Origin of the sequence: Shimia abyssi, assembly GCF_003014475.1 — a bacterium.
GTDB classification, from domain to species: Bacteria; Pseudomonadota; Alphaproteobacteria; order Rhodobacterales; family Rhodobacteraceae; genus Shimia; species Shimia abyssi.
In genome coordinates, this window is record NZ_PYGJ01000001.1 from 85,986 (window position 1) to 110,230 (window position 24,245).

Genomic DNA, 24,245 nt, shown 5'->3' on the forward strand with positions numbered 1-24,245 from the left:
TGATGGGCCACAACAAAGGCAGCGAATTTCCGTGACCAGTGACCCCGAGGGAGGCCAACATGCCTATCAAAGTCGGACTCGATTCAGCCAAAACCCGCAAGACACTGTCGGTGAATGGCAAAACCCTTTCCTATTATTCAATCCCTGCTGCGCAGGCCGCTGGGATGGGAGATTTTTCTAAACTGCCCGCCGCATTGAAAGTGGTGCTGGAAAACCTTTTGCGCTTTGAAGATGGCGGTTTTTCAGTCTCTACAGATGACATTCGCGCCTTTGGCGTTTGGGGCGAAAACGGTGGTAAAAACCCGCGCGAGATTGCCTATCGCCCTGCCCGCGTGCTGATGCAGGATTTCACCGGTGTTCCCGCTGTTGTTGACCTTGCCGCGATGCGCGACGGGATTGTGGGGCTGAACGGCTCTGCGGCCAAGATCAACCCGTTGGTGCCGGTTGACCTTGTCATCGACCATTCAGTCATGATCGATGAGTTCGGCAATCCGCGTGCGTTCCAGATGAATGTGGACCGCGAATATGAACGCAACATGGAGCGCTACACATTCCTGAAATGGGGCCAGAACGCTTTTGACAATTTCCGCGTTGTTCCACCCGGTACCGGCATTTGCCATCAGGTGAACCTTGAATACCTGTCCCAGACCGTTTGGACCGACACCGACCAGAACGGGGATGAAGTTGCCTATCCAGATACGCTAGTTGGCACCGATAGCCACACGACCATGGTTAACGGCGCCGCCGTGCTGGGCTGGGGCGTTGGCGGGATCGAGGCCGAGGCCGCGATGCTCGGTCAACCAATCTCAATGCTGATCCCCGAAGTGGTTGGGTTTGAGCTGACCGGTGCAATGCTGGAAGGCACAACTGGTACTGACCTTGTCCTGAAAGTTGTTGAAATGCTTCGGGAAAAAGGTGTTGTTGGCAAATTTGTCGAGTTCTTCGGCGACGGGCTTGACCGTCTGCCGTTGGCTGACCGCGCCACCATCGCCAACATGGCGCCCGAATATGGCGCCACCTGCGGCTTCTTCCCGATTGACGGCGAAACTATTCGCTATCTGACCAACACGGGCCGAGACGAAGACCGGATCGCGCTGGTCGAAACCTATGCCAAAGAGAACGGGTTCTGGCGCGATGCGGACTATAGACCGATCTACACTGACACATTGCATTTGGACATGGGCACAATTGTTCCGGCCATTTCGGGCCCCAAACGACCACAGGATTATGTCGCCCTGACAGAAGGCCAAATTGCGTTCCGAAAGGAGATGGAGGAAACCTTTAAGCGCCCCATGGGTAAGGAAGTCGCCGTCGCGGGCGAAGACTATACAATGGAAAGCGGTAAGGTTGTGATCGCCTCGATCACCTCGTGCACCAACACGTCCAACCCTTACGTGATGATCGGCGCTGGCCTTGTCGCGCGCAAGGCCGCTGCTCTGGGCCTTGACCGTAAGCCATGGGTCAAGACCTCGCTTGCGCCCGGTTCACAGGTTGTGTCCGCTTATCTTGAGGCTGCAGGATTGCAAGAAGACCTCGACAAGATCGGCTTCAACCTTGTTGGCTATGGCTGCACCACCTGTATCGGTAACTCTGGCCCCATCCAAAAAGAGATCTCGGACGCGATTTCCAAAGGCGATCTTGTGGCAACCTCGGTCCTGTCAGGCAACCGCAATTTTGAAGGGCGTATCAGTCCAGATGTACGCGCCAACTATCTCGCATCACCGCCACTGGTGGTGGCCTATGCGCTGGCCGGAACGCTGGACATTAACCTGGCCTCTGACCCGATCGCGCAGGACAAAGATGGCAAGGACGTCTACCTCAAAGACATCTGGCCCAGCACCGAGGAAGTGGCTGAACTTGTTCAACAAACTGTCACCCGCGAAGCGTTTCTGGCAAAGTATGCTGATGTATTCAAAGGCGACGAGAAATGGCAGGGTGTTGAGGTGCCTCAGCAAGAAACCTATGACTGGCCCGCCACCTCGACCTACATTCAGAACCCGCCCTATTTTCAGGGAATGGGGCCAGAGCCGGGCACGATTTCAAACATCAAGGGCGCCAAGGTGCTGCTGATGCTGGGCGACATGATCACCACCGACCACATAAGCCCGGCCGGATCATTTGCGCAATCTTCTCCGGCGGGTCAGTACCTGATTGAGCGGCAAGTCGCTCCACGTGAGTTTAACTCTTACGGCTCGCGACGTGGCAACCACGAGATCATGATGCGCGGTACATTTGCCAATATCCGCATCAAGAACGAGATGCTGGACGGGGTTGAGGGCGGATATACCAAAGGCCCGGATGGCGAACAGACAAGCGTGTTTGACGCTGCAATGGCCTATCAGGAACAGGGTACGCCGCTTGTGGTGTTTGGCGGCGAACAGTACGGCGCCGGGTCGTCGCGTGACTGGGCGGCCAAAGGCACGGCGCTGTTGGGGGTCAAAGCCGTGATCGCAGAGAGCTTTGAACGCATTCACCGCTCCAACCTTGTTGGCATGGGTGTCATCCCGCTGGAGTTCACAGGCGACGATTCGCGAAAATCGCTGGGTTTAACCGGGAACGAAACTGTGTCCATCTCCGGCCTCGACAGCGTGGAACCTCTGCAAGAGGTTCCATGTGACATCACCTATGCCGACGGCACAACCAAGAGCGTCACACTCAAGTGCCGGATCGATACCGCGCCCGAGATTGAATATGTCGAACATGGCGGCGTGCTGCACTATGTTCTGCGTAACCTGTCCAAGTCGTAACACAAAATCGCTTAACAAACGTAAAAGCCCCGGCACGATGCCGGGGCTTTTGCATTTTCAGAAGGTGCCAGTGCTATTCCAGCTCGGCCATGGCCGGGCGCAAGCGTTCGGTCATCTCGCGCTGGGTCAATGGGCCAGCGATCCGAAGAATTACTTTGCCGTCGCCATCAATCAGATAGGTTTCAGGCACACCGTAGACACCCCAATCAAGCCCCATGCGCCCCTTAGGGTCCGCACCGACCCCGACATAGGGGTCACCCAGTTCGTCAAGGAAACTCAACGCGTTACGCGCTGGATCCTTGTAATTGACGCCATAGATCGGCACGCCCTCGACTTTGAGCTGTTCAAGGTTGGGATGCTCCACCCGACACGGGCCGCACCAGCTGGCCCAGAAATTCACTAGTTTGATATTGCCGTCGCGCAAAGTCTCGTCTGTAAAAATCGTCTTTTCACCCAGTTCTGATACCACCACCGCCGGGGCCTGTTCCCCGGCGAGGGCCGTGGGCAATTCGTTGGGGTTTTCGCGGTTCATACCGACGTAGAACAGTACGGCCAGTGCCGCAAAGGTTACGGGTGGCGCAATCATCAGGGGGGATACCTTAGCCATTGCGGCGGTCCTCCACTTTTTCCAATTCAATCCGTGCCTTACGGGCCGCTCTCAGGCTCCACCAAACCAGTGCAACCAGCAGCACGATTGAGGCGCCATAAGCGCTGAGGACTGTGTCGGCGTATTTTCCCAAGTCAGGTATCATCCCAGTCTCTCCCGAGCGATGAGCGCCTTGGTCCGGCGTTTTTGGATTTCGGTTCGGGTGCGAAGAAACACCAACGCGATAAACAACAATATGAACCCGGCAATGCAGATGTATAGCGGGGTCGAGAAAACGTCAGCGACGTTTTCTTCCTTATCGAGGCTGAGCGACGCTCCCTGATGCAAACCCTGGTTCCAGAAATTCACCGCATAGCGGCTAAGCACGGCAAAGACAGACCCAACGATGCACAGAACAGCCGTCAAATCAGCGGCGGTGTCAGGATTGTCGATCGCCTCCCAGAGCGCGATGTAGCCAAGATAAAACAAGAACAGGATCAGGAACGAGGTCAGGCGAGGATCCCAGGCCCACCATGTACCCCACATCGGCTGGCCCCATATTGCCCCGGTTATCAAGGCGATAACGGTCATGATGACCCCCACAGGCGCCGCGGCTTTGGCAGCAAGTGCGCTGACGTGGTGGCGACGGATCAACCAGATCAGCGACGTGACGAGCATCATGAACCACACATTGATCGCCATCAGCGCGGCGGGTACGTGCAGGTAGATAATCTTGACAGTGGATCCCTGACGGTAGTCATCAGGCGTGAAGAAAAAACCCCAGATCAGGCCGATAACAAGGGTCGCGGTCGCACCGATGGACACCCACGGCAAAACCTTGCCTGCTGTGTGGTTGAACTTGACCGGATTGGCATATTCCCAGATGGATCCCATGTCGTCTTCCTAACTGCCTTGACCGGTGTGATGCACATCACATCGCCGAGAGTGGCCTTGGTTGTCTTTGATATAGTTCAACATCCGCGCGTTCCTACCTCAAATTGACCCGCAGTACCAAGGCACTGGCGAAAGGCAAAAGAGCAATGACGCCAAAGCTGATCCCGGCCAGCATCAAGAGCGGCGTCGTGGTTGCGAGCCCTTCTGCGCCACGCCGCGCGAGCTCAGCACCGAAGATGAGGGTTGGCACGTAAAGAGGCAGAACTAATAAAGAAAGCAGCAATCCACCACGCTTGATCCCCACCGTCAGAGCGGCCCCGAATGTGCCGATGACAGAGAGCGCTGGTGTGCCGAGCGCGAGTGAGACCACAAGCCATGCGTAGCCTTGTGTGGGTAAGCTGAGTAGTAGGCCCAGAAAGGGTGCGGCAAGGGTGAGCGGCAGGCCGGTGGTGAGCCAGTGGGCCAGCGCCTTAACCGAAACCACTCCTTCGAGTGGAAGGGGCGATGTGGCGAGTAGATCGAGTGACCCGTCTTCCCAATCGAGCGCGAGGATACGGTCGAGCGACAGGAGACAAGCGAGCAAAGCGCCAAGCCAGAGAATGCCGGGGGCGATACGGGCCAAGAGCGCGCTTTCCGGGCCGACACCAAAGGGTACAAGTACCGTAACAATAAGGAAAAAAGCGAGACCGAGACCAAAGCCACCACCGGCGCGAAAGGCCAGTTTCAGGTCGCGGATCAGGAGCGCAATCATAAGAACCCCTCATCAAATCCGCCCGCCGCGACGGTGTCTGCCTTGGCGCGGAAAGGGCCAACATCAAGCACATCAGCTTCCTCTAGTCCGAGGTCGATATGGGTCGCCATCAGAGCGCTGCCACCAGTTTTGAGATGGGCACGAACCGCATCAGCGAACAGGGCGACAGAGGCGGTATCGAGGGACACGGTAGGCTCGTCCAGAACCCAGATCGGGCGGCCCGTAACAAGCAGGCGCGCGAGGCCCAATCGACGCTTTTGACCGGCGGATAATGTGCCGGCCATACGGTCGACAAGCGCATCGAGGTTGAAGGTGCTAACAGCGCGATTAATGTCTTTTTGTCCAAATACTTGCGCCCAGTAGTTCAAGTTTTCAGAAACCGTCAACATCGCCTTGAGACCATCGCTGTGAGCGGCGTAGGCGAAGCTTTCTGAGGGGCAATCCACGGTGCCGGACAAGGGGGGCTGGAGGCCGGCGATTGTGCGCAATAGGGTGGTCTTTCCTACACCGTTGGGACCACGCAATATCAGTGCCCTGCCCGGTTCCAGTGCGAAGTTGAGACCTTCGAGCACGGGAATGCCGCCGCGCGTGATTGTCAGGTCTTGAACTTTCAAAGTCATGCAGTCGCCTTAATGCGATGGAAAGATTGGCAAAATCTGATTTGCCATATGCGAATGTAACGCCCTGAACGGCCCATCCGCCTTGAGGTACATCAACAAATTCCGGGTAGGTTTACAATGGTTTGCGCAGTGTTGGCGAGGGAAAGTGTTAATGGCATACCGAGCCCCAGATCCCGTGTCGGCAAAACGTCGGTTTTACGTCGGTATAGCGTCGGTGTCGTTATGCAAAGCCCAGTGGCCTATGGGCCTTAACGCCCCGCGCGCCCGATCACCAAAACCGCAACAAAAACCGTCCTAGACGGGCAGCAGAACTGCCGCTACGCGCCGCCCTTCGGACACCAATACATTGTAGGTGCGACAAGCCGTTGGAGAGGCCATCGGCTCAATGCCAATTTCGGCCTCGTCCAGCACAGCACGAAAGGCCGCGTCAACCGGGGCCATCTGGGCGCCGGTGCCCAATAGGATAAAATCCACGTCGTCTTTCATTGCCAGAACTGTTTCGGTATCGGCGTAGCCGCCCCACCCGGACGCGCCGGTGGCATGGATCAGGGCACCGCCCTCGATCACCTTGGCATTAATGCGGAAAAAGCCGGGACCATAGCTTTCGATGGGCAGCGCCTCGGGGTAGGTGATTTCGGTGATTTGCATTTGCAGCTCCTCAGCTGAGAAATGGCAGGCCGGAAATGGCCGAAGCGGCGATGATGGCGTAGGCGACCATGCGATAGGTTTTTTCGTGCTCCGGGCGGAAAATTTTGCCGCCCAGATAATTTCCTAACAGATTCGGAACGGTGAGCGACAGACCCAGTACAACCGGCACCGCCGCCAACAGGCCCTGAAAGCCAAACATCACCGACAGGATGATGTCATAGCCGATCAGGAACAGCATGGTGTTAGCACGGATCACAGCCGGACCATGTGGGCTGGCCATGTAAAAGAGAATAACGGGTGGGCCGGGCATACCGGCGACACCACCCAGAAAACCCGACACCCCACCAATGCCATAGAGCGCTGGCGCGCGTACAGTGCCGCGATAGCGAAACCCGGAAATCAGGATCACCAGCAGGATCAGAGCAAAGACCGAAACGATATAGCGGAACACCGCTGGATCAACGACTAGCAAAACCGCAATACCAAGGGGCATGATCACTACCACACCGGCAAAAAGCCGCGCCAGATCGCGTTTATGCGCATCGCGCCACACGCGGGGCACATTGGGCAGCGGCCCCAGCAAGTCCATCATGACAAGAGTGATGATCGCCCAGACCGGCGGCAGGAATTGCCCCGCCACAGGCAGATAGATCATGGCGGTGCCAAAGCCCGAAAAGCCACGCACAAGGCCCGCGACAAAGGCGATTGCGATAATGTAAGGAAGACCCTCGACAGTCTGGACCTGAGCCCAGATGTCGAGGAATGCCTCAGGCATCGATATTTGCGAATTGGTTCCCGCCGGTATTTGACGGCTTGGACCAGTCGCGTTTGACGCCCAGTTTCAAAAGCACCGCAGAGGCGATGAAGACGGACGAATAGGTGCCGACAATCACGCCCCAGATCATGGCAAAGACAAAGCCCCGGATCACGTCGCCGCCCAGAACAAACAACGAGATCAGCGCAAGCAGCGTGGTGACAGAGGTCATAACCGTGCGGCTGAGGGTTTCGTTGATCGAGAGGTTCAGCACCTCCTTGAGATCAAGCTTTTTGTATTTGCGCAGGTTTTCACGCACCCGGTCAAACACCACCACGGTATCGTTGAGCGAATAGCCGACGATGGTCAGCAATGCCGCGATAATGGCGAGGTCAAAACGGATTTGCAGCTCAGAGAAGACACCAATGGTGAGCACCACATCGTGGATCAGAGCTGCTACAGCCCCCAGTGCAAACTGCCATTCAAAGCGTAGCCAGATGTAGATCAGAACCGCTCCAATGGCGAGCAGAACGGCAATCGCGGCGGTCTTGATCAGTTCGCCCGATACTTTGGGGCCAACGGATTCGACGGACACAAAGCTGATGTCGGGAACAACTGTTTTCAGCGCCGCCTCGACATCGCGGATCAGGTCAGCCGAAACCGATTCTGACCCTTCCTGAGCCTGAATACGGATCATGGTGACGTGCTGATCTTCGTCAAACGTGGGATCGAACACTTCGGTGATGGTAACATCACCAAGGCCCAGCGGATCGATCGCGGCACGATAATCAGAGACCACCACCTCTTGGGCGCTGTCGGTCCGGATCGTGGTACCGCCACGGAAATCGATGCCAAAGTTCAGCCCCTGAATAAAGAAGCTGACCATGGCGGCGACCATCAGCGCACCAGAAATGCCAAGCCAGAGGGCGGGACGGGAAAAGAAATCCCATTTGGTGTCCTGTGGGACGAGTCTCAGACGACGCATGGCTTATACCTCGATTGTCTTGGGACGGCGGCGTTCGAACCACATGACGATCATCAGGCGCGTCACAAAGATCGCGGTGAAGACGGATGTGAGGATGCCGAGCCCCAACGTGATGGCAAAGCCGCGTACCGGGCCTGAGCCAACGGCAAAGAGGATCACGGCGGTGATGAATGTGGTGATATTGGCGTCCAGAATGGCCGAGAGGGCCTTTTCATAGCCAAGGTCGATGGCGCGGGCCGGACCTTTGGAGGTTTTGAGTTCCTCGCGGATACGTTCAAAGACCAGCACGTTGGCATCAACGGCCATACCGATGGTCAGTACGATCCCGGCAATCCCCGGCAATGTCAGCGTACCGCCGATCATGGAGAGCAAGCCAAAGATCAGGCCGACATTCAGGATCAGCGCGATATTGGCAAAAAGGCCAAACATGCCATAGCTGAGGAACATGAACACCAGCACCGCGCCAAAGGCGACGATACAGGCGATGCGCCCTGCATCAATGCTGTCCTGCCCCAACTCGGGGCCAATGGTGCGCTCTTCGAGGAAGGTCAGACCGGCAGGCAGCGCGCCCGCACGCAGGAGCACGGCGAGGTTGGTGGTTTCCTCAACCGAGAAGCGGCCAGTGATGATGCCGGAGCCACCCGAGATATGGGCCTGAATGACCGGGGCCGAGACAACCTCGTTATCGAGCACGATGGCAAAAGGCGAGCCGATGTTTTCGGCTGTATAGTCGCCAAATTTACGCGCACCGGTGGGGTTGAAGCGGAAAGATACAGCGGGCTGACCGTTTTGGTCAAAGCTGGGCTGTGCATCGACCAGCTCTTCGCCGGTGACAACCGGAGCGCTTTCGACGATGTAATAAACGCCCTCTTCGTCCAGCGACGGGAAGATGTCATTGCCTGCGCCGGGGCTTTGTTCGGCGTCAGATCCGCGACCCACAACAGGGTGGAAGGTCAGCTGGGCGGTGGTGCCGATGATATCCTTGAGCTCAGCCGCCGAACCGATGCCAGGCACCTGGATCAGGATACGATCGGACCCCTGACGCTGGATCGTGGGTTCGCGGGTGCCAACCTCGTCAATCCGGCGGCGGATGATTTCCAGTGCCTGCTGCACTGTGCGCTCATCCGTGGCGAGCTTTTCCGCCTCAGAAAGCTGCACGACGATGGTGTCGCCTTCTGTCGCAACATCAATATCGTTTTGCAACGCACCTGAGAGTGATGTGACCGGACGGGCAAGGCCACGCACAAGCGTCGCCGCCTGTTGGATCTGGGCCGGCTCAGAGATCTTCACGCGCAGCTCGTCCGCTGGGGAAGGTTGCAGACGGATGGTGCCAATGGTGGCCCGTTCCTGACGCAACAGATCGCGGATTTCCGGCCAGAGCGACTTGATCCGCGCCTCATAGACGTCGGCAACCTGTACCTCGGCCAAAAGATGCGCACCGCCACGCAGGTCAAGCCCAAGGTTCACAAGCCCTGAGGGCAGGAAAGACGGCCACGACGCCGCCTGTTCCTCAAGCTCATTGCCGGACTGGCCCATTTCGATCGCGGCGACCGCATCATTGCGGACCTCGACCTTCTGATAGAATGCGTTGGGCATTGCCAAAAGCAGCCCCAACGCACAGACGGCCCAAATAAGGACGCGTTTCCAAAGGTCGATTTGCAGCATCAGGCGGCCCTATTCGTGAGATCAGCTATTGGCAGCGGGTTCGGTCTTGGTCACGACCTGAGCGATGGTGGACTGAACCACACGCACCTTGACGCCTTCGCCAAGCTCAACTTCGATCTCGTTGTCGTCCTTGACCTTGACCACCTTGCCGATCAGGCCACCTTGGGTGACCACCTGATCGCCGCGACGGATGGCATCAACCATCGCCTGGTGTTCTTTCACTTTCTTCTGCTGCGGGCGGATCAGCAGGAAATACATGATCGCAAAGATCAGGATAAGGGGCAGAAACTGGCCAATGGCTTCCATGGGGCATGTCCTCTTTGTTGGCGGGAGTGGCCCCGCGAAAGTCGCTGGGAACCTATGGGGCATTGTCACCGGTTGCAAGGCGGGAAACGTCCGATTAACCACCCAGTGCCACACTAATACACAACATGGGATTGTGGGCGCTTACGATCCGGCAAAAAATCCGTCATAAGCTGCGCACACAAGATGAATCACCACGTCTGAAGAAGGACACCACAGATGCACGACATAAAAGCAATCCGCGAGAACCCGGAAGCGTTCGACGCCGCCCTGGCCCTGCGTGGGGATGCGCCGATGTCGTCATCCCTGTTGGCACTGGACGAGGCGCGCCGCGCCAAGATTGCTGCCAGCGAAACCGCTCAGGCCGATCAGAAACGCGCCGCCAAAGAGGTGGGTGCAGCCAAAGCCAAGGGCGATGAGGCCGAGTTTGAACGGCTGCGCGCACTGGTCGGCGAGAAAAAGGCCGAAGTGGCGGCCATGCAGACCGAGGCCAAAGCGCTGGACGCTGAGCTGACCGACGCGTTGGCGCGGATCGCCAACCTGCCCGCCGAAGATGTCCCCCAAGGTGCCGATGAAGACGACAATGTCGAAGTGGCCCGCTGGGGCACCCCGCGCGAGATGGATTTTACACCCGTTGAGCATTTTGACATTCAGGGCGTGGCGGCATCGATGGACTTTAGCACTGCGGCCAAAATCTCGGGTGCACGTTTCGTGATGCTCAAGGGTGCCGTGGCCCGTATCCACCGCGCATTGGCGCAGCTCATGATCAACACACATGTGGACGAAAATGGCCTGACCGAGGTGAACAGCCCGGTTTTGGTGCGCGACGAAGCCATGTATGGCACTGATAAACTGCCAAAATTTGGCGAAGACAGCTATCAGACTACCAATGGCTGGTGGCTGGTGCCCACATCCGAAGTGCCGCTGACCTATTCCGTGGCGGGCGACACATTGGCCGAGGCCGATCTGCCGATCCGCATGACCGCGCATACGCTCTGTTTCCGGTCCGAGGCGGGCAGTGCGGGAAAGGACACGTCGGGCATGTTGCGCCAGCACCAGTTCGAAAAGGTCGAAATGGTGTCTGTGACCCACCCGGACGAGAGCGACACAGAACAAAAACGCATGTTGCGCTGCGCCGAAGGGCTGCTGGAAAAGCTTGGCATACCCTATCGCACCGTGGTGCTATGCACGGGAGACATGGGATTTGGCGCGCGCCGCACCTTTGATATCGAGGCATGGATACCTGGGCAGAATACGTACCGGGAAATCAGCTCGGTCTCGACCACCGGCGCGTTTCAGGCACGTCGCATGAACGCGCGGTTCAAACCCGCCGATGGCGGCCGCCCGCAATTTGTGCATACGCTGAATGGCTCGGGCCTCGCCGTCGGGCGCTGCCTGATCGCGGTTCTGGAAAACGGCCAACAGGCAGATGGCTCCGTCGTCCTGCCGGACGTTCTCGCCCCCTATCTCGGCGGCAAAACCACCCTCACGGCAGAGGGCGCGCTGGCCTAAGCCACTGTCCAGCCCTCTTCATCTTGCCAAAAATACTTCGGGGGAGTCACTGCACCGCAGTGACGGGGGCAGCGCCCCCTCCCCTTTTTTCTATTCAGCCGGGCTCATCCGTGCGTCGCTGCTACGTTCTTTTGGGAACGGCACCAGCCGCTCTTGATCCTCGTCCCATAATTTGAGCGAAAACGACCGGATCGCCTCGGGCCATTTGATCACCGGCAAATCATAATCCGCACGGATCGCTTGATGACATTTGCGCAGATTGTAGTGTGGGATGCGGGCGTTGTAGTGATGGATGTCGTGATAGGCGATATTGGCCGACCCAAGATCCATCCACCATCCCAAATCCAGCGCCGAGGAGCCTTGAAGTGCGGCAAGTCGCGGATCAAGGTCAGGGCGACGGTCCCAGTAGGTGTCCTCAAAGTTGTGTTGTAGATAAACCATGAACACGCCAATCATACCGCCAAAGAATGACGCCAGGAACCATATCAGCACGCCCGTCCAGCCAAATAGCGCATAAATACCAATCATATAAGCGGCAATCATGATGTTGTGACGCAACACAGACCCAACCATGTCACCGGCATTCTTTGGCCATCGATAGCGGATGAAATAGGTGAACAGGCTACCCGCGGGAATCAGGACAAACGGATTGCGATAGAGGCGATACTGCAAACGTTGCCAGAAACCGGCCGCATTCCATTCCCGTAGGGTCATGGTGTGAATTTCACCTGTATCGCGGTGATCGAGATTACCGAGATGCGAATGGTGCATATTGTGATTGTGGCGCATGGCAGCATAAGGCGCGAAGGTCACAACCGACAGCGCCTCGCCCGCCCAATCATTGTGTTTGCGGGACTTGAACAGCGTTGCGTGGCCCGTATCGTGCTGGATCACATAAAGGCGCACAGCGGAAAAGCCGTTCAACACCATCATGGGCAGCAGGACGTACCACGTAGTCACATTGGTGATCGCCAGATAAAGCGTGAGGAAATAAACGGCAAAAGTCCCAAAGAAACTGAGTGCGCCGATGCGGTCATCTTGTGCCGTGTATGTTTTTAAACGCTCGCGAATTTCCATCGCAAACACCCCCGGTTCCAGTCAATTGATTGCGCCGTTTCCAAAGGAAAGGCTTTTCAAACAGATACGTAACAACACGGTGACAAGATCACACAATGTTTTAATCTGGCAAGACTATAACGCGGAAAATGCAGGTGCCAAAGGGGGGCCTGTGCCTTTAGTCGGGCGCGCGGCCCTTGATATGCTTGCGCAGACGGCTGGGTGTCGACTTTTTGCGCCCTTTATAAGGGTTTTTGTCGCCCTGCCCGCGCATTGTTAGGCGGATCGGCGCACCGGGCATGTCAAAGTCCGTGCGCAACCCGTTCACGAGATAACGGGAATAGCTTTCCGGCATTTTATCGGGATGCGAACACATGACCACGAATCCCGGCGGGCGGGTTTTGGCTTGGGTCATATAGCGCAGCTTAATGCGCTTGCCTTGGGGCGCGGGCGGCGGGTGCTGTTCGAGCATACCCGTCAGCCAGCGGTTCAGCTGGGCAGTGGACACGCGGCGGTTCCACACATCGTAGGCGCGCAGAATGGCGCCGTGCAGGCGATCCAACCCGCGGCCGGTTTTGGCAGACACCGTAATCAGAGGGGCGCCGCGCAATTGCGGCAGAAGACGTTCAAAAGACTCTTTCAAGTCTTTGAGTTTCTGTTGTTTTTCGTCCTCGATGTCCCATTTGTTCACGGCGACAACAACGGCGCGGCCTTCGCGTTCGGCAAGATCGGCAATGCGCAGGTCTTGTTGCTCAAACGGGATTGCGGCGTCGAGCAGAACAACCACAACTTCGGCAAACTTGACCGCGCGCAACCCATCAGAAACGGACAGCTTTTCCAGCTTGTCCTGCACTTTGGCTTTTTTGCGCATTCCGGCGGTGTCAAAGATGCGGATCGGCGTGTCGGACCACGTGGTGCGCAGCGAAATGGCATCGCGAGTGATCCCGGCCTCTGGGCCGGTCAGCAGGCGGTCTTCGCCGATGATCTTATTGATCAGGGTTGATTTGCCCGCGTTGGGGCGGCCCACAACGGCGATCTGCATGGGCCGATTGGGCGAAATATTACGCGACGGGCGCAAGTCTTCGGCCAAATCGACATCGTCGCTGTCGTCTTCTTCGGAGATATCAACATCAATCGCCACCTCGTCTTGCGCCTCTTGGGCACGTTCGGCAAAGGTGTCGGCAATCGGCATCAGGTGGGTATAGAGATCGTTGAGACCCTCGCCATGCTCAGCAGAGAGGCGGATGGGTTCGCCAAGGCCCAGCGACCATGCGTCGATCACGCCAGCGTCCGCAGCAGACCCTTCGCCCTTGTTGGCAGCAAGAATCACATGAGCCGAGCGTTTGCGAAGAATCTCGGCAAAGATCATGTCGACAGGTGTAACCCCTGCCCGCGCGTCGATCATGAACAGGCAGATATCAGCCATACCCACAGCGCGCTCGGTCAGGCGGCGCATGCGGCCCTCGAGGCTGTCATCTGTGGCGTCTTCCAGACCGGCGGTGTCGATCACGGTGAATTTCAGGTCGGCCAGCCTGGCCTCACCTTCACGCAGATCGCGCGTCACACCCGGCTGGTCATCGACCAAGGCCAGTTTTTTGCCAACAAGGCGATTGAACAGGGTGGACTTGCCCACATTGGGGCGGCCCACGATGGCGAGCGTGAAACTCATTTTTTCGACTCCGAAACATCAGAGTGGGAGGCGATACACCATATTTGCGTCAACGGAAAGCGAGCAATTTGCCCTTGGTGTTGACCACATAGAGAACGCCCCCGGCAACAACGGGGTTTGATGCAGCGCCACCAGGCAATTCGACGGAATAAACCAGCGCACCGGACTGTGGATCAAACGCCCGCAACATTTCATCCGAAGAGGCCACAAACAAACGGCCGCCGGCAAGGATTGGCCCGTAATGGGCAAAAATTGCCGCTTGTCGCGTGGGCTTGTTCTTTACAAACAGCGGCAGATTCTGTTGCCAGATGATTTTGCCGTCGCTTGCGTTGATGCGCATCAGCTTGTTTTCATCGGACACCATGAACAGCGACCCACCCGCCGGGAACACGGGGTTGAACGAGCCTTCGCCCAAAGTCCAGAGGCGGGCGCCGGTGTTTACATCCAGCGCCACGAGACGCCCGGAATGGTTGGCGACATAAACGGAATTGCCAACAATGACCGGGTCGCCGGAGATATCAGCGATGGTATTGGTGGCGCGGCCCAGCCGTTGGCCGGAGATGCTGGAGTTCCAACGGCCAACACCGCCTCGGCGGAATGCGCCCTGAATCTCGCCGGAACCATAGGCAATGATTGCAAGACGGTCATTGATTGCCGGTGCAGAGGGGCTTTGAACATTTTGCACATCGGGAATCGAGAGCAGTTGCCAGTCAACCTTGCCGGTTGTTGTGTTCATAGCCCATGCGGTGGCGTCCCCCGAAACGGCATAAACAAGGTCGCCATATACGGTTGGAGTGCCGCTACCGACGGCCTGAAAACGCTGCTCCCATAGATCAGCACCGGTGGTCGCGTCAAAGGCGCGCAGGCTGCCGAAGCCGGTTGTAACAAACAGCTTGCCACCATCATAGGCGATACCGCCGGTCGATGCCTCGCCTGCTTTGTCGCGTGAAGTTGCCAAATCGCGAGTCCAGAGCTCGGCCCCGTTGAGCGACGTGGCCGTCAGGGTAGATTCGGAATCAACCGTATAGATTCGCCCTTGGGCAACAACCGGGTCAGCCGTGATGCGTGATTTGCGCGACTCGCCCTTGCCGATGGAAGTCTCCCAAACCAGCGACGGTGTTGGTGACAACGCGGCATTGGCAACGCGATATTTCGGCGTTCCGATACGGTGCGTCCATTCGTTATTGCGGGTTTGCGCCGGAAGAGAAATGGCAGGTGCCGCGTTCTCCACACGTTCGGTGGTCGCGGCGCCAACGAGGTCTTCGCGCGGGCCCGGCAGGATACGTTCCTTTTCGGCGCAGGACGCCACAAGGGACATGCCCACAAATGCCATGATCCAAGTCTTGTTGTTCACTGCTCCGGTCTCCACCAGATTATCGTTATTGGCCGGGAACCGCGCCAAGGGCGCTGGGTGGTGTCCCGCCAAGTGCTACAATCAACTGAGAAGCGCGTTGACGCAAGCCTGCTGACACATTTGCATCCTGAAGAATGGCGTCAAGTTTCGCCAATGCTGCGTCAACATCCCCCTGTTCAACGTCAACCAACGCCAGCTGTTCCTGTGCCAGCAATGCCAAAGGCATACCCGGTGCAGCCAATGATTCCAGCGCGATCCGGCGATCTGCGGCTGGCATAGCGTCGCCCTGAGCGACGATAGACTTGAACGCGGCAACCTGACGGTAGATTTCCCGCACATCTGCCGAGGACGTTGCGATGCCGTCAAGGACTGTGGCTGCGGCCGCTGCGTCGCCAGCGGAAATCTGATGTGTGGCCAGCAGGAAATCAGTGATGATCTGGGCCTGGGGCTCTGCAACTTCCACTTCGGCCAGAGCCGCAATGCGCGCGGCGTCGTCATCAGCCTCGACCGCGGCAATCAGCGCGTCGCCGGTGGCCTGCGCCCCGGCGCGAATGTTGGCCTTGTTCACCTCGTTCCAGGCAGCACCCCCAACGATCAGCACCACAAGGGCCACAGCAATCCAGCCATAGCGCCGCAGGGTTGCAAAAAGACGGTCGCGGCGGACTTCTTCGGTCACTTCTTCGATGAAACTGTCTGTATTGCTCACGCGTACTCTCCTGTATGTGCGGCTGTCGTTCAGGTTTGCCGAAACGATTTGCACCTCTCTTATCGCTTTGTTTCTAAAGTGCCAAGGGTTGCTGACTTTGCGGGCAGAACTGCGCCAAGAGCGCTTGCGATTGCCGCGTTTACCCCATAATCTGAACAGGTCGGTTCAGAAATATTCCAATTGAGGTTGTTTCCACCGCTCAGCGACCCAATATGTCGCCTCAATTGAAATGCTTTTTTTTGCAAGGACGTCTGGCATGCGTTTGATTCCGGTAGTGACTGCGGTTCTGGTAACTGTGTTCCTGTTTATGATTGTCACAGAGCGTGATCGGCTGTTGGCTTTTGCCTCGGGCGGAGATCGCGGGGATGTCGCGGCGGCGGGCGAAGACGTGGTTGCGGATGCGACCACTGAGCTGGCGGTGGCCGAAGAGATTGCGGCGGAGCAGTCACTGGTGCGGGTTGTGGCGATCCAGTCCAGCGCGTCGACGATTGACAATGCGGTGGTGTTGCGCGGCCAGACAGAGGCGGATCGTCAGGTTGAAGTGCGCGGCGAGACAGCGGCGCTGGTGATATCTGAGCCGCTGCGCCGCGGGTCACATGTGACGGCGGGACAGGAGCTGTGCCGTTTGAACGTGGGCACGCGAGAGGCGGTTTTGGCGGAGGCCAAGGCGCGACTGGCCGAAGCGATCGCACGTGTGCCATCGTCGCAAGCCGCCCAGATCGAGGCAAATGCCCGTTTGGAAGAAGCACTGATCAACGACAATGCAGCCAAAAAACTGTCTGAGGGTGGATTTGCTTCTGAGACACGCGTGGCATCTACGGCAGCGACGGTGAAAGCATCAGAAGCCGCCGTGCAGGCGGCGGCGTCCAATCTTGAGTCCACACTGGCCGGAATTGAGTCGGCCGAGGCGCTAGTGGCCGCAGCAGAGCGCGAGATGGATCGTCTGATTATCACGGCACCTTTTGACGGATTGTTGGAGAGCGACACCGCCGAGCTGGGAAGCCTGATGCAACAAGGAAGCCTGTGCGCGACGGTGCTGCGGTTGGACCCGATCAAGATTGTCGGCTTTGTGCCGGAAACAGAAGTGAACAAGATTCGTCTGGGCGCGCCTGCCGGGGCGAAGCTGACCACCGGACAACAAGTGACCGGTCAGGTCACGTTCCTGTCCCGCTCGGCCGATCCTTTGACACGGACGTTCCGGGTGGAGCTGAACGTACCAAACGAGGATCTGAGCATTCGCGACGGGCAAACGGCGGAGATCCTGATTTCAGCAGAAGGTGCAAACGCGCATCTGATTCCACAATCGGCGTTGACGCTGAATGACGAAGGCACGCTGGGCGTGCGGCTGGTGGATGATATGCAAACGGTTGTCTTTGCGCCAGTTCAAGTGCTGCAAGACAGCCCCGAGGGAATCTGGGTTGGCGGCCTGCCCGAGACTGCAAATGTGATCGTTGTTGGCCAGGAATACGTAATTGCTGGTGTGAAAGTTGATCCGACATTCCGGGAGGCCGTGCAATGACCGGCGCCATTACCTGGGCCTCTGAACGGGCCCGAATGATCCTTGCGTTTATTGCGATCTCGCTTGTGGCGGGCGCGTTTGCATATGCCAGCCTGCCCAAAGAGGGCGAGCCGGATATTGATATCCCGATCCTATATGTTTCGGTGAGTTTCCCCGGTATTTCGGCGGAAGATGCCGAAAGCCTGCTTGTCAAACCGATGGAAACGGAGTCCGTCGATCTGGACGGGCTGGACAAAATGACCGGCATTGCCGCCGAAAACCACGCTTCGTTGCTCTTGGAGTTTGACTTTGGCTGGGACAAGAGCGCGACAATCGCGGATGTGCGCGATGCCATGAACTCAGCCTCGGCCAATTTTCCCGATGGGGCCGAGCAATACACGATCAACGAGATCAACTTTTCCGAATTTCCAATTGTCATCGTCAACCTGAGTGGCGATGTGCCAGAGCGCACCATGGCGCGACTGGCCAAGGACTTGCAGGACCAGTTTGAGGCCATTGACGCCGTGCTGGAAGCGCCGATTGCGGGCAACCGGGACGAGATGGTTGAAGTGATTATCGATCCGCTGCGACTGGAATCCTACAATGTCACTGCTGGCGAGGTGATCTCGGTTGTTCAGAACAACAACCAGTTGATCGCGGCGGGCGAGGTAGACAGCGCGCAGGGCACGTTCTCGGTCAAGATCCCGTCATCGTTTGATGATGCGAGCGACATTTACGCCCTGCCCGTCAAAACCAATGGCGACCGTATCGTCACATTGGGTGACCTTGCAGAAATTAACTTTACCTTTGAGGACCGCGCCGGAACAGCGCGGTTTGATGGTGAGAAAACCGTTGCTTTGCAGATCGTCAAAGGCAAGGGATACAACATTATCGACACCGTCGAGGAGATCAAAACCACGCTGGCCAAGGCACAGGAAAACTGGCCCGACGAGTTGAAGGCGGCGGTGCATGTGGGCACCTCGAACGATCAGAGCCGCACCGTTGGCTCGATGGTCAGCCAGCTTGAAGGCTCGGTTCTGACGGCGGTGGCGCTGGTGATGATCGTGGTGCTGTCGGCATTGGGCAGCCGGGCCGCAATGCTGGTGGGCTTTGCAATCCCCGCTTCGTTCCTCCTGTGTTTTGCATTCCTGGCTGTGATGGGCGTGACCATTTCGAACATGGTGATGTTCGGCCTGATTCTGGCTGTTGGGATGTTGGTGGATGGTGCGATTGTGGTGGTAGAATACGCCGACAAGCGCATCAAAGAAGGTGTCGGACCGATGCACGCCTATGTAGAGGCGGCGCAGCGCATGTTCTGGCCCATCGTCAGCTCGACCGCGACGACGCTGTGTGCATTTTTGCCGATGCTGTTTTGGCCCGGTGTACCGGGTGAGTTCATGGGCATGTTGCCGGTGACGATGATCTTTGTTCTATCCGCGTCGCTGTTGGTGGCGCTGATCTACCTGCCGGTTGTCGGTGGTATTTCCGGGCGGTTGAGCCGTTCGTTTGATAGGGCTGCTGGCGCGCTGAAAAAACGCCTGCCGTGGTTTGTGCGCGCCATTCTGGTCCCTATTCCGCTCTATGGTATGTTTGTCAGCGCGATGCAGATGCTGAACCCGGCCTATATTCTGCCGGAGGGCAGCACAGGCATGGGGCCGCTTTTGGTGGGTGGTCTGCTGTTCGTGCTCTCGGCCTTTGGGGCGTCTGTGACTTTGAGTGCTGCGAAGATTACGCGCCGCCGGCGCAAGGTGAAAAGCGGGTTCCGCCACACGCCATTTGGCTTTTTCATGCGCCTGATTGTGGGCAATCCAATCATGCCGATCGTCACTGTTGTCGCCGTTGTAATGTTCGTCATGCAGGTCATGACCTACTTTGGCGAGAACAATAATGGCGTCGATTTCTTTGTCGAAACCGAACCGGAACAGGCCTCTGCATTTGTGCGGGCGCGCGGCAATCTGTCTTTGCCTGAAAAAGACGCAATGGTGCGCGCGGCGGAAGAGATTATCATGGCTCACCCGGCCGTTGTGAATGTGTTCTCGTTCGCCGGTGAAGGCGGTCTGGACACGGGCGGCCCCGGTGGCGGGGACGCGCCTGCGGACACGGTTGGACAAGTGCAGTTTGAGATTATTCCGTGGGACGAGCGCCCGACGGTGCGTGAAAAGTGGTTCTTTGACCTGCTTGAACGCGAAGTCACGGCACCTGCCTTTGACGGAAACCGGGTGCTGGACGAGCTCAACGTAGAGCTGGCCAAACTGCCGGGATTTTATGTCGAGACCAAACCGATTGAACAGGGACCGGGATCAGGCAAGCCAATTCATCTGCGCATTCGCGGAGATGGGTGGGACAGCCTGGACACGGCCACAGAGATGGCACGTGACGCGTTTCTTGAAACGCCGGGTCTGATCCTCGTTGAAGACACGATGCCCCTGCCCGGTATTGACTGGCAGATCAACGTCGATGTGGCCAAGGCCGGACGGTATGGCGCCGATGTGGCCACCGTGGGCGGTATGGTACAGCTGGTCACACGCGGTATTCTGCTGGATACCATGCGGGTCGACAGTTCGGACGAAGAGATCGAAATTCGCCTGCGATTGCCGGAGAATGACCGGGTGTTGTCGACGCTTGACAGTATCAAGGTGCGTACAAATGAGGGGCTTGTCCCGCTGTCAAACTTTGTGACCCGCACGCCGGTTCCAAAACTGGCCTCGATCAGCCGTATTGATCAGGAACGGTTTTACGACGTAAAGGCGGATGTTGAGCCGGGTTTGGTCAAGCTTGTGACTGGCGAAGGCGAAGAGACAACATCTGTGGCGCTGTTGAAGGCCGTGCCTGAGGGCGAAACAGCGACTGGTGAGGTCGTGACCATTGCGACCGGTGACACGTTTACCATTCACACCCTGCTGGACGCACAGAACGCTCAGGATGTACGCGACGCTGTCGAAGACGGTGCGCGCCGGGTTCCGGTGACGCCAACCGAGCGCATCGAAGTTCTGACCGAATGGCTGAACGAAGCATCGTTTGACCGCTCGGTGAACTGGGAATGGACCGGGGATCAGGAAGAGCAGGCAGAATCCGGGGCCTTTTTGATGAGCGCCTTTTCCGCGGCGTTGGGCCTGATGTTTGTGATCCTGTTGGCGCAGTTTAACAGCTTTTACAACTCGGTGCTGGTGTTGTTGGCGGTGATCCTGTCCACGGCGGGTGTGCTGGTGGGCATGTTGGTGATGGATCAGTCCTTCTCGATCATTATGACAGGGACTGGGATTGTCGCCTTGGCAGGGATCGTGGTGAACAACAACATTGTTCTTATTGATACATATCAGGAGTATTCGCGATACATGCCGCGGGTTGAGGCGATTGTGCGCACGGCGCAAAGTCGGATTCGCCCGGTTCTGTTGACCACGATCACGACAATGGCGGGGCTTGCGCCGATGATGTTCGGGCTGTCGCTCGACTTTGTCAACGGGGGCTATTCAATCGACTCACCCACCGCGCTTTGGTGGAAACAGCTGGCGACGGCGGTGGTGTTTGGCCTGGGTATTGCGACGGTGCTGACGCTGGTGTTTACGCCATCCATGTTGGCGCTGCGGGTTTGGGCGAGCACATATTTCAGCTGGATGATGCGCCTGTTGGCACGTATGTCGCTGGGTCGGACCAGCCGCGCCGGTCAGGACTGGGCGCTGCGGCGCGCAGCCCGCAAGGTGAAGGCGCCTGTGATCCTGTGGGAAGATGACGTTGAGGCGGACGCGGTTTCTGAAACGGAAATGGACGACACGCCAGAACAGGATGAAGTCCCTGCGGTAAAAGCGGTTGCCAAGGTTGAAGCCGACAATGAGCCGGATCTGCCACCGGGTGGCGGTAACCTGCGCGCAGCAGAATAATGCCCCTGCCCCAAGGCATGTGTCTTGGGGCAGTAGCACATTGACATGACAGGTAAATCCGGGCTCTCTGATCGGCAACGACCGAAGGAAAGCCCATGGCCTGGCCATCCAACAAAGCAGTGAGCGACGAGACGCGCGCCAACTGGGTCGAGCGGTATCAAGACAGTGACGCCGCCGCCGGCATTGAGACCACCGAAGATTTTGAGCCGTTTTCGCAGCGCAATGACGTGTTCACACGGGCGTTTTGGGACCCGTCGGTGCGCAGCAAGCAAACGGATGGGTTTTTCTCGAGCTATCGGATGAAGGCGAGCTATCGCAAAGGGGATGGATTTCGGCAAAAGGATTTTGCGCTTCGCAATGCGAGCTGGTTGATCTCGGACATTATCTCGAACCGGGGCGCAGACAAGGGCGAGCGTGAAGGGTTTCAGGCCCCCATTGCCTGCGACACGCCGGTAGCAGAGGCCCGAGAAGAGATTGACGACCCAGCAATGATGGCGGCAGAGGTCAAGCGCATCGCGCGGTTTTTTGGCGCGGATCTGGCCGGGATCACGGATATGGATGAACGTTGGCTTTATGCCGCGCGGGTGGACACGCGTGATTTCTCGGAGGCTGAAAACGCGTTGCCCGAGGGATTGAGCAGCGTGATTGTGTTGGGCCACCAAATGGATCGCGAGCTGGTCGCCACCTATCCTTCGGCGTTGGCTGGGGCGGCCACGGGGCGGGAATATAGCCACGAGGCGGCGATTGTCATTCAACTTGCCGCTTACATCCGCAACCTTGGCTACGAGGCGGTGCCGTCGATGAACGACACCGGGCTGGTAATCCCCTATGCAGTCAAGGCAGGCTTGGGGGAATATGCGCGCAACCAGTTGGTGATCACGCCGGAATTTGGCCCGCGCCTGCGGTTTTCCAAGATTTTCACCAACCTGCCGTTGGCGCATGACGCGCCGGGCAAGCTGGGTGTGGCGGCGTTTTGCGACATCTGCACGGAATGCGCCGACGCCTGTCCGGCAAAGGCGCTGCCGTTTGGCCCGCCAGAGGTGAGCGCGCCAGATGATGCGTCAGCGGTCAAAGGCGTGCGCAAATGGACCTCGGACGCCAAGGCGTGTTTCGGGTATTGGGCCAAGCTGCAATCAGATTGCGCGATCTGTATGCGCGTGTGTCCGTTCAATCGGGAATTCACCACATGGAAAGACCGGCTTTGGCTGCGTGTGGCGCTGTCGCGCTGGCGAAAATGGGCCCTGTGGTGGGACAAGCGCAGCGATCGTGGCAAGCGGATGAAACCCAAAGACTGGTGGAAGGAGGCCCCGTGATGGATAGGCGACATGCGATGGCAGTTTTCGCCGCGGGCGCGATTGCGGGGTTCATGCCGTGGCGCGGCGCGCAAGCCGCACCAGCGCCGCTCAAAGGGTATCTGCGGACCAATTGGAGCCGCGATCCCTATTCGTATGGGAGCTACTCTTATTTTGCTAAGGGCAGCCGCCGAAGCCATCGGGAGGCGCTGCAACGCCCCGTGGCAGAGCGGCTGTTCTTTGCCGGGGAAGCCGTGTTTCCCAAATTTAACAGCACTGTTCATGCCGCGCATGAGTCTGGCCTGTTTACTGCCAAGGAGGTTGCCAAGCGGCGCTATCGCAAAGTGGCCATTATTGGCGCTGGGATGAGCGGGTTGACTGCCGCACACGCCTTGACCAAGACGGGTCATGAAGTCACGGTGTTTGAAGCACGTGATCGCATTGGTGGGCGCATCTGGACCGACGCGCGCCTCGGCCCGGCGTTAGATCTGGGCGCGAGCTGGATCCATGGCACACGGCGCAACCCGGTTGCCAAGCTGGCCCGTGCGGCTGGGCAGAAGACCATAGCCACGGATGACAGCTACGTCATTCGCGGCCGCGATGGTCGCCCAATTGCGGACCGGGACGCGCCGGACTGGCTGGCCAGTGTCGAGATGCAGAGCGAGGCAGGTGCCGACCCCGGTCAGATTGATCTGTCGGCCTATGAGAACGAACCTGGATATGGTGGAAAAGAGGTCATTTTTCCAGACGGGTATAGTGATGTTTTCCGATCATTATCGGATAATTACACGGTAAAGCTAAGTCAAAAACTGAACAGTGTTCATTATGATGACAATGGGGTTTCATTGTCCGTTGGAGATGCTGAAGTCCGGTTTGAGGCGGTTGTCGTAACTGTGCCGCTGGGCGTGCTGAAACGCGGTGAAATCCAGTTTGAACCCGCCCTGCCTGCGAGCAAGACAGACGCAATATCGCGCCTTGGGATGGGGGTGCTGGACAAGCTGTATCTGATGTATGAGGCCCCTTTTTGGGACCGGGATGTCACGTGGCTGGTCACGCCGGAAAACGGTTTGGCGCGAGGGCAGATGAACCTATTTATGAACCTTGAGCCTTATGTTGGCGCGCCGTTGCTGTGCGCCTTTAACGGTGGATCGCCCGCAAAGGAGCTGGCGGGCTGGACCGACAATCGTATTGTTCAGGCCGCGCAAGAAACGCTTGCAGCGGCGTTTGGCTAGAGTCCGGGCCTGATTTCTGCGCACAAATTCGTCGAAGCGGTTTCAAAGAACAGCCGCAATTGCGCATTAGCGTTGAAGCAACTTTAATTGATCGA

At 57.8% G+C, this 24,245-nt stretch carries 20 protein-coding genes; 6 read left to right on the forward strand and 14 right to left on the reverse strand.

All coding sequences use genetic code 11. From position 1 onward, the window contains the following. Window positions 1-59: 59 nt before the first annotated feature. Window positions 60-2,747 carry an aconitate hydratase AcnA gene (acnA, locus tag CLV88_RS00440; protein ID WP_106606405.1) on the forward strand — a complete coding sequence of 896 codons (2,688 nt, stop codon included), beginning with the start codon at window positions 60-62 and terminating at the stop codon, window positions 2,745-2,747. 73 nt (window positions 2,748-2,820) lie between these two features. On the opposite strand, the gene CLV88_RS00445 is transcribed toward acnA, so the two are convergent. From CLV88_RS00445 to yajC, 10 genes are all read right to left on the reverse strand, one after another. After that, window positions 2,821-3,354 (reverse strand): DsbE family thiol:disulfide interchange protein, encoded by a 534-nt coding sequence (locus tag CLV88_RS00445; protein WP_106606406.1) that lies wholly within the window; start codon window positions 3,352-3,354, stop codon window positions 2,821-2,823. Further along, window positions 3,347-3,499 (reverse strand): heme exporter protein CcmD, encoded by a 153-nt coding sequence (gene ccmD, locus CLV88_RS00450; protein ID WP_207796998.1) that lies wholly within the window; start codon window positions 3,497-3,499, stop codon window positions 3,347-3,349. Before ccmD ends, CLV88_RS00445 begins: the two co-directional genes overlap by 8 nt. Next, window positions 3,496-4,227, reverse strand: coding sequence for a heme ABC transporter permease (locus CLV88_RS00455; protein ID WP_106606407.1), 732 nt, complete (start codon window positions 4,225-4,227; stop codon window positions 3,496-3,498). Before CLV88_RS00455 ends, ccmD begins: the two co-directional genes overlap by 4 nt. Before the next feature lie 94 nt (window positions 4,228-4,321). Next, window positions 4,322-4,978: a heme exporter protein CcmB gene (ccmB, locus tag CLV88_RS00460; RefSeq protein WP_106606408.1), complete on the reverse strand. Its 657-nt coding sequence runs from the start codon at window positions 4,976-4,978 to the stop codon at window positions 4,322-4,324. After that, window positions 4,975-5,598: a heme ABC exporter ATP-binding protein CcmA gene (gene ccmA, locus CLV88_RS00465; RefSeq protein ID WP_106606409.1), complete on the reverse strand. Its 624-nt coding sequence runs from the start codon at window positions 5,596-5,598 to the stop codon at window positions 4,975-4,977. The genes ccmB and ccmA overlap by 4 nt, the downstream gene beginning before the upstream one ends. A gap of 294 nt (window positions 5,599-5,892) precedes the next feature. After that, window positions 5,893-6,246, reverse strand: coding sequence for an Mth938-like domain-containing protein (locus tag CLV88_RS00470; RefSeq protein WP_106606410.1), 354 nt, complete (start codon window positions 6,244-6,246; stop codon window positions 5,893-5,895). A 10-nt stretch (window positions 6,247-6,256) separates the two neighbouring features. Beyond that, window positions 6,257-7,021, reverse strand: coding sequence for a sulfite exporter TauE/SafE family protein (locus CLV88_RS00475; protein WP_106606411.1), 765 nt, complete (start codon window positions 7,019-7,021; stop codon window positions 6,257-6,259). Continuing rightward, window positions 7,014-7,985, reverse strand: coding sequence for a protein translocase subunit SecF (gene secF / locus CLV88_RS23245; RefSeq protein ID WP_243403524.1), 972 nt, complete (start codon window positions 7,983-7,985; stop codon window positions 7,014-7,016). Before secF ends, CLV88_RS00475 begins: the two co-directional genes overlap by 8 nt. Window positions 7,986-7,988: 3 nt before the next feature. Next, window positions 7,989-9,650, reverse strand: coding sequence for a protein translocase subunit SecD (gene secD / locus CLV88_RS23250; RefSeq protein ID WP_243403525.1), 1,662 nt, complete (start codon window positions 9,648-9,650; stop codon window positions 7,989-7,991). Between the two features lie 21 nt (window positions 9,651-9,671). Then, the gene (gene yajC / locus CLV88_RS00485; protein ID WP_106606412.1) at window positions 9,672-9,956 is read right to left on the reverse strand and encodes a preprotein translocase subunit YajC; all 285 of its coding nucleotides are present in this window, start codon (window positions 9,954-9,956) and stop codon (window positions 9,672-9,674) included. 216 nt (window positions 9,957-10,172) lie between these two features. On the opposite strand from yajC, the gene serS reads away from it, so the two are divergent. After that, the gene (serS, locus tag CLV88_RS00490; protein ID WP_106606413.1) at window positions 10,173-11,465 is read left to right on the forward strand and encodes a serine--tRNA ligase; all 1,293 of its coding nucleotides are present in this window, start codon (window positions 10,173-10,175) and stop codon (window positions 11,463-11,465) included. Between the two features lie 90 nt (window positions 11,466-11,555). On the opposite strand, the gene CLV88_RS00495 is transcribed toward serS, so the two are convergent. From CLV88_RS00495 to CLV88_RS00510, 4 genes are all read right to left on the reverse strand, one after another. Further along, window positions 11,556-12,542 carry a fatty acid desaturase gene (locus tag CLV88_RS00495; RefSeq protein WP_106607033.1) on the reverse strand — a complete coding sequence of 329 codons (987 nt, stop codon included), beginning with the start codon at window positions 12,540-12,542 and terminating at the stop codon, window positions 11,556-11,558. A 157-nt stretch (window positions 12,543-12,699) separates the two neighbouring features. After that, window positions 12,700-14,190 carry a ribosome biogenesis GTPase Der gene (der, locus tag CLV88_RS00500; protein ID WP_106606414.1) on the reverse strand — a complete coding sequence of 497 codons (1,491 nt, stop codon included), beginning with the start codon at window positions 14,188-14,190 and terminating at the stop codon, window positions 12,700-12,702. A 49-nt stretch (window positions 14,191-14,239) separates the two neighbouring features. Next, window positions 14,240-15,544 (reverse strand): PQQ-binding-like beta-propeller repeat protein, encoded by a 1,305-nt coding sequence (locus CLV88_RS00505; protein WP_243403526.1) that lies wholly within the window; start codon window positions 15,542-15,544, stop codon window positions 14,240-14,242. Window positions 15,545-15,569: 25 nt separating this feature from the next. Then, window positions 15,570-16,250: a hypothetical protein gene (locus CLV88_RS00510; RefSeq protein WP_106606415.1), complete on the reverse strand. Its 681-nt coding sequence runs from the start codon at window positions 16,248-16,250 to the stop codon at window positions 15,570-15,572. A 256-nt stretch (window positions 16,251-16,506) separates the two neighbouring features. On the opposite strand from CLV88_RS00510, the gene CLV88_RS00515 reads away from it, so the two are divergent. The 4 genes from CLV88_RS00515 to CLV88_RS00530 all read left to right on the forward strand — a co-directional run bounded on the left by CLV88_RS00515 (window position 16,507) and on the right by CLV88_RS00530 (window position 24,150). Then, complete coding sequence (locus tag CLV88_RS00515; RefSeq protein ID WP_106606416.1) at window positions 16,507-17,769, forward strand: efflux RND transporter periplasmic adaptor subunit; 1,263 nt, start codon at window positions 16,507-16,509, stop codon at window positions 17,767-17,769. After that, window positions 17,766-21,626, forward strand: coding sequence for an efflux RND transporter permease subunit (locus tag CLV88_RS00520; protein ID WP_106606417.1), 3,861 nt, complete (start codon window positions 17,766-17,768; stop codon window positions 21,624-21,626). Before CLV88_RS00515 ends, CLV88_RS00520 begins: the two co-directional genes overlap by 4 nt. A gap of 95 nt (window positions 21,627-21,721) precedes the next feature. After that, a complete protein-coding gene (locus tag CLV88_RS00525) occupies window positions 21,722-22,939 on the forward strand; it encodes a 4Fe-4S double cluster binding domain-containing protein (protein ID WP_106606418.1) in 1,218 nt (405 codons plus the stop codon). A gap of 17 nt (window positions 22,940-22,956) precedes the next feature. After that, complete coding sequence (locus CLV88_RS00530; protein WP_165798777.1) at window positions 22,957-24,150, forward strand: flavin monoamine oxidase family protein; 1,194 nt, start codon at window positions 22,957-22,959, stop codon at window positions 24,148-24,150. Window positions 24,151-24,245: the final 95 nt, after the last annotated feature.

What these genes read in the sequence shown, in the direction of transcription:
- ccmB (WP_106606408.1), bottom strand. Translation starts at nt 4,978, where the DNA reads ATGATTGCGCTCCTGATCCGCGACCTGAAACTGGCCTTTCGCGCCGGT.
- CLV88_RS00515 (WP_106606416.1), top strand. Translation starts at nt 16,507, where the DNA reads ATGCGTTTGATTCCGGTAGTGACTGCGGTTCTGGTAACTGTGTTCCTG.
- der (WP_106606414.1), bottom strand. Translation starts at nt 14,190, where the DNA reads ATGAGTTTCACGCTCGCCATCGTGGGCCGCCCCAATGTGGGCAAGTCC.
- CLV88_RS00455 (WP_106606407.1), bottom strand. Translation starts at nt 4,227, where the DNA reads ATGGGATCCATCTGGGAATATGCCAATCCGGTCAAGTTCAACCACACA.
- CLV88_RS00475 (WP_106606411.1), bottom strand. Translation starts at nt 7,021, where the DNA reads ATGCCTGAGGCATTCCTCGACATCTGGGCTCAGGTCCAGACTGTCGAG.
- CLV88_RS00445 (WP_106606406.1), bottom strand. Translation starts at nt 3,354, where the DNA reads ATGGCTAAGGTATCCCCCCTGATGATTGCGCCACCCGTAACCTTTGCG.
- yajC (WP_106606412.1), bottom strand. Translation starts at nt 9,956, where the DNA reads ATGGAAGCCATTGGCCAGTTTCTGCCCCTTATCCTGATCTTTGCGATC.
- acnA (WP_106606405.1), top strand. Translation starts at nt 60, where the DNA reads ATGCCTATCAAAGTCGGACTCGATTCAGCCAAAACCCGCAAGACACTG.
- CLV88_RS00520 (WP_106606417.1), top strand. Translation starts at nt 17,766, where the DNA reads ATGACCGGCGCCATTACCTGGGCCTCTGAACGGGCCCGAATGATCCTT.
- serS (WP_106606413.1), top strand. Translation starts at nt 10,173, where the DNA reads ATGCACGACATAAAAGCAATCCGCGAGAACCCGGAAGCGTTCGACGCC.
- CLV88_RS00470 (WP_106606410.1), bottom strand. Translation starts at nt 6,246, where the DNA reads ATGCAAATCACCGAAATCACCTACCCCGAGGCGCTGCCCATCGAAAGC.
- ccmA (WP_106606409.1), bottom strand. Translation starts at nt 5,598, where the DNA reads ATGACTTTGAAAGTTCAAGACCTGACAATCACGCGCGGCGGCATTCCC.
- ccmD (WP_207796998.1), bottom strand. Translation starts at nt 3,499, where the DNA reads ATGATACCTGACTTGGGAAAATACGCCGACACAGTCCTCAGCGCTTAT.
- secD (WP_243403525.1), bottom strand. Translation starts at nt 9,650, where the DNA reads ATGCTGCAAATCGACCTTTGGAAACGCGTCCTTATTTGGGCCGTCTGT.
- CLV88_RS00525 (WP_106606418.1), top strand. Translation starts at nt 21,722, where the DNA reads ATGGCCTGGCCATCCAACAAAGCAGTGAGCGACGAGACGCGCGCCAAC.
- secF (WP_243403524.1), bottom strand. Translation starts at nt 7,985, where the DNA reads ATGCGTCGTCTGAGACTCGTCCCACAGGACACCAAATGGGATTTCTTT.
- CLV88_RS00530 (WP_165798777.1), top strand. Translation starts at nt 22,957, where the DNA reads ATGGCAGTTTTCGCCGCGGGCGCGATTGCGGGGTTCATGCCGTGGCGC.
- CLV88_RS00495 (WP_106607033.1), bottom strand. Translation starts at nt 12,542, where the DNA reads ATGGAAATTCGCGAGCGTTTAAAAACATACACGGCACAAGATGACCGC.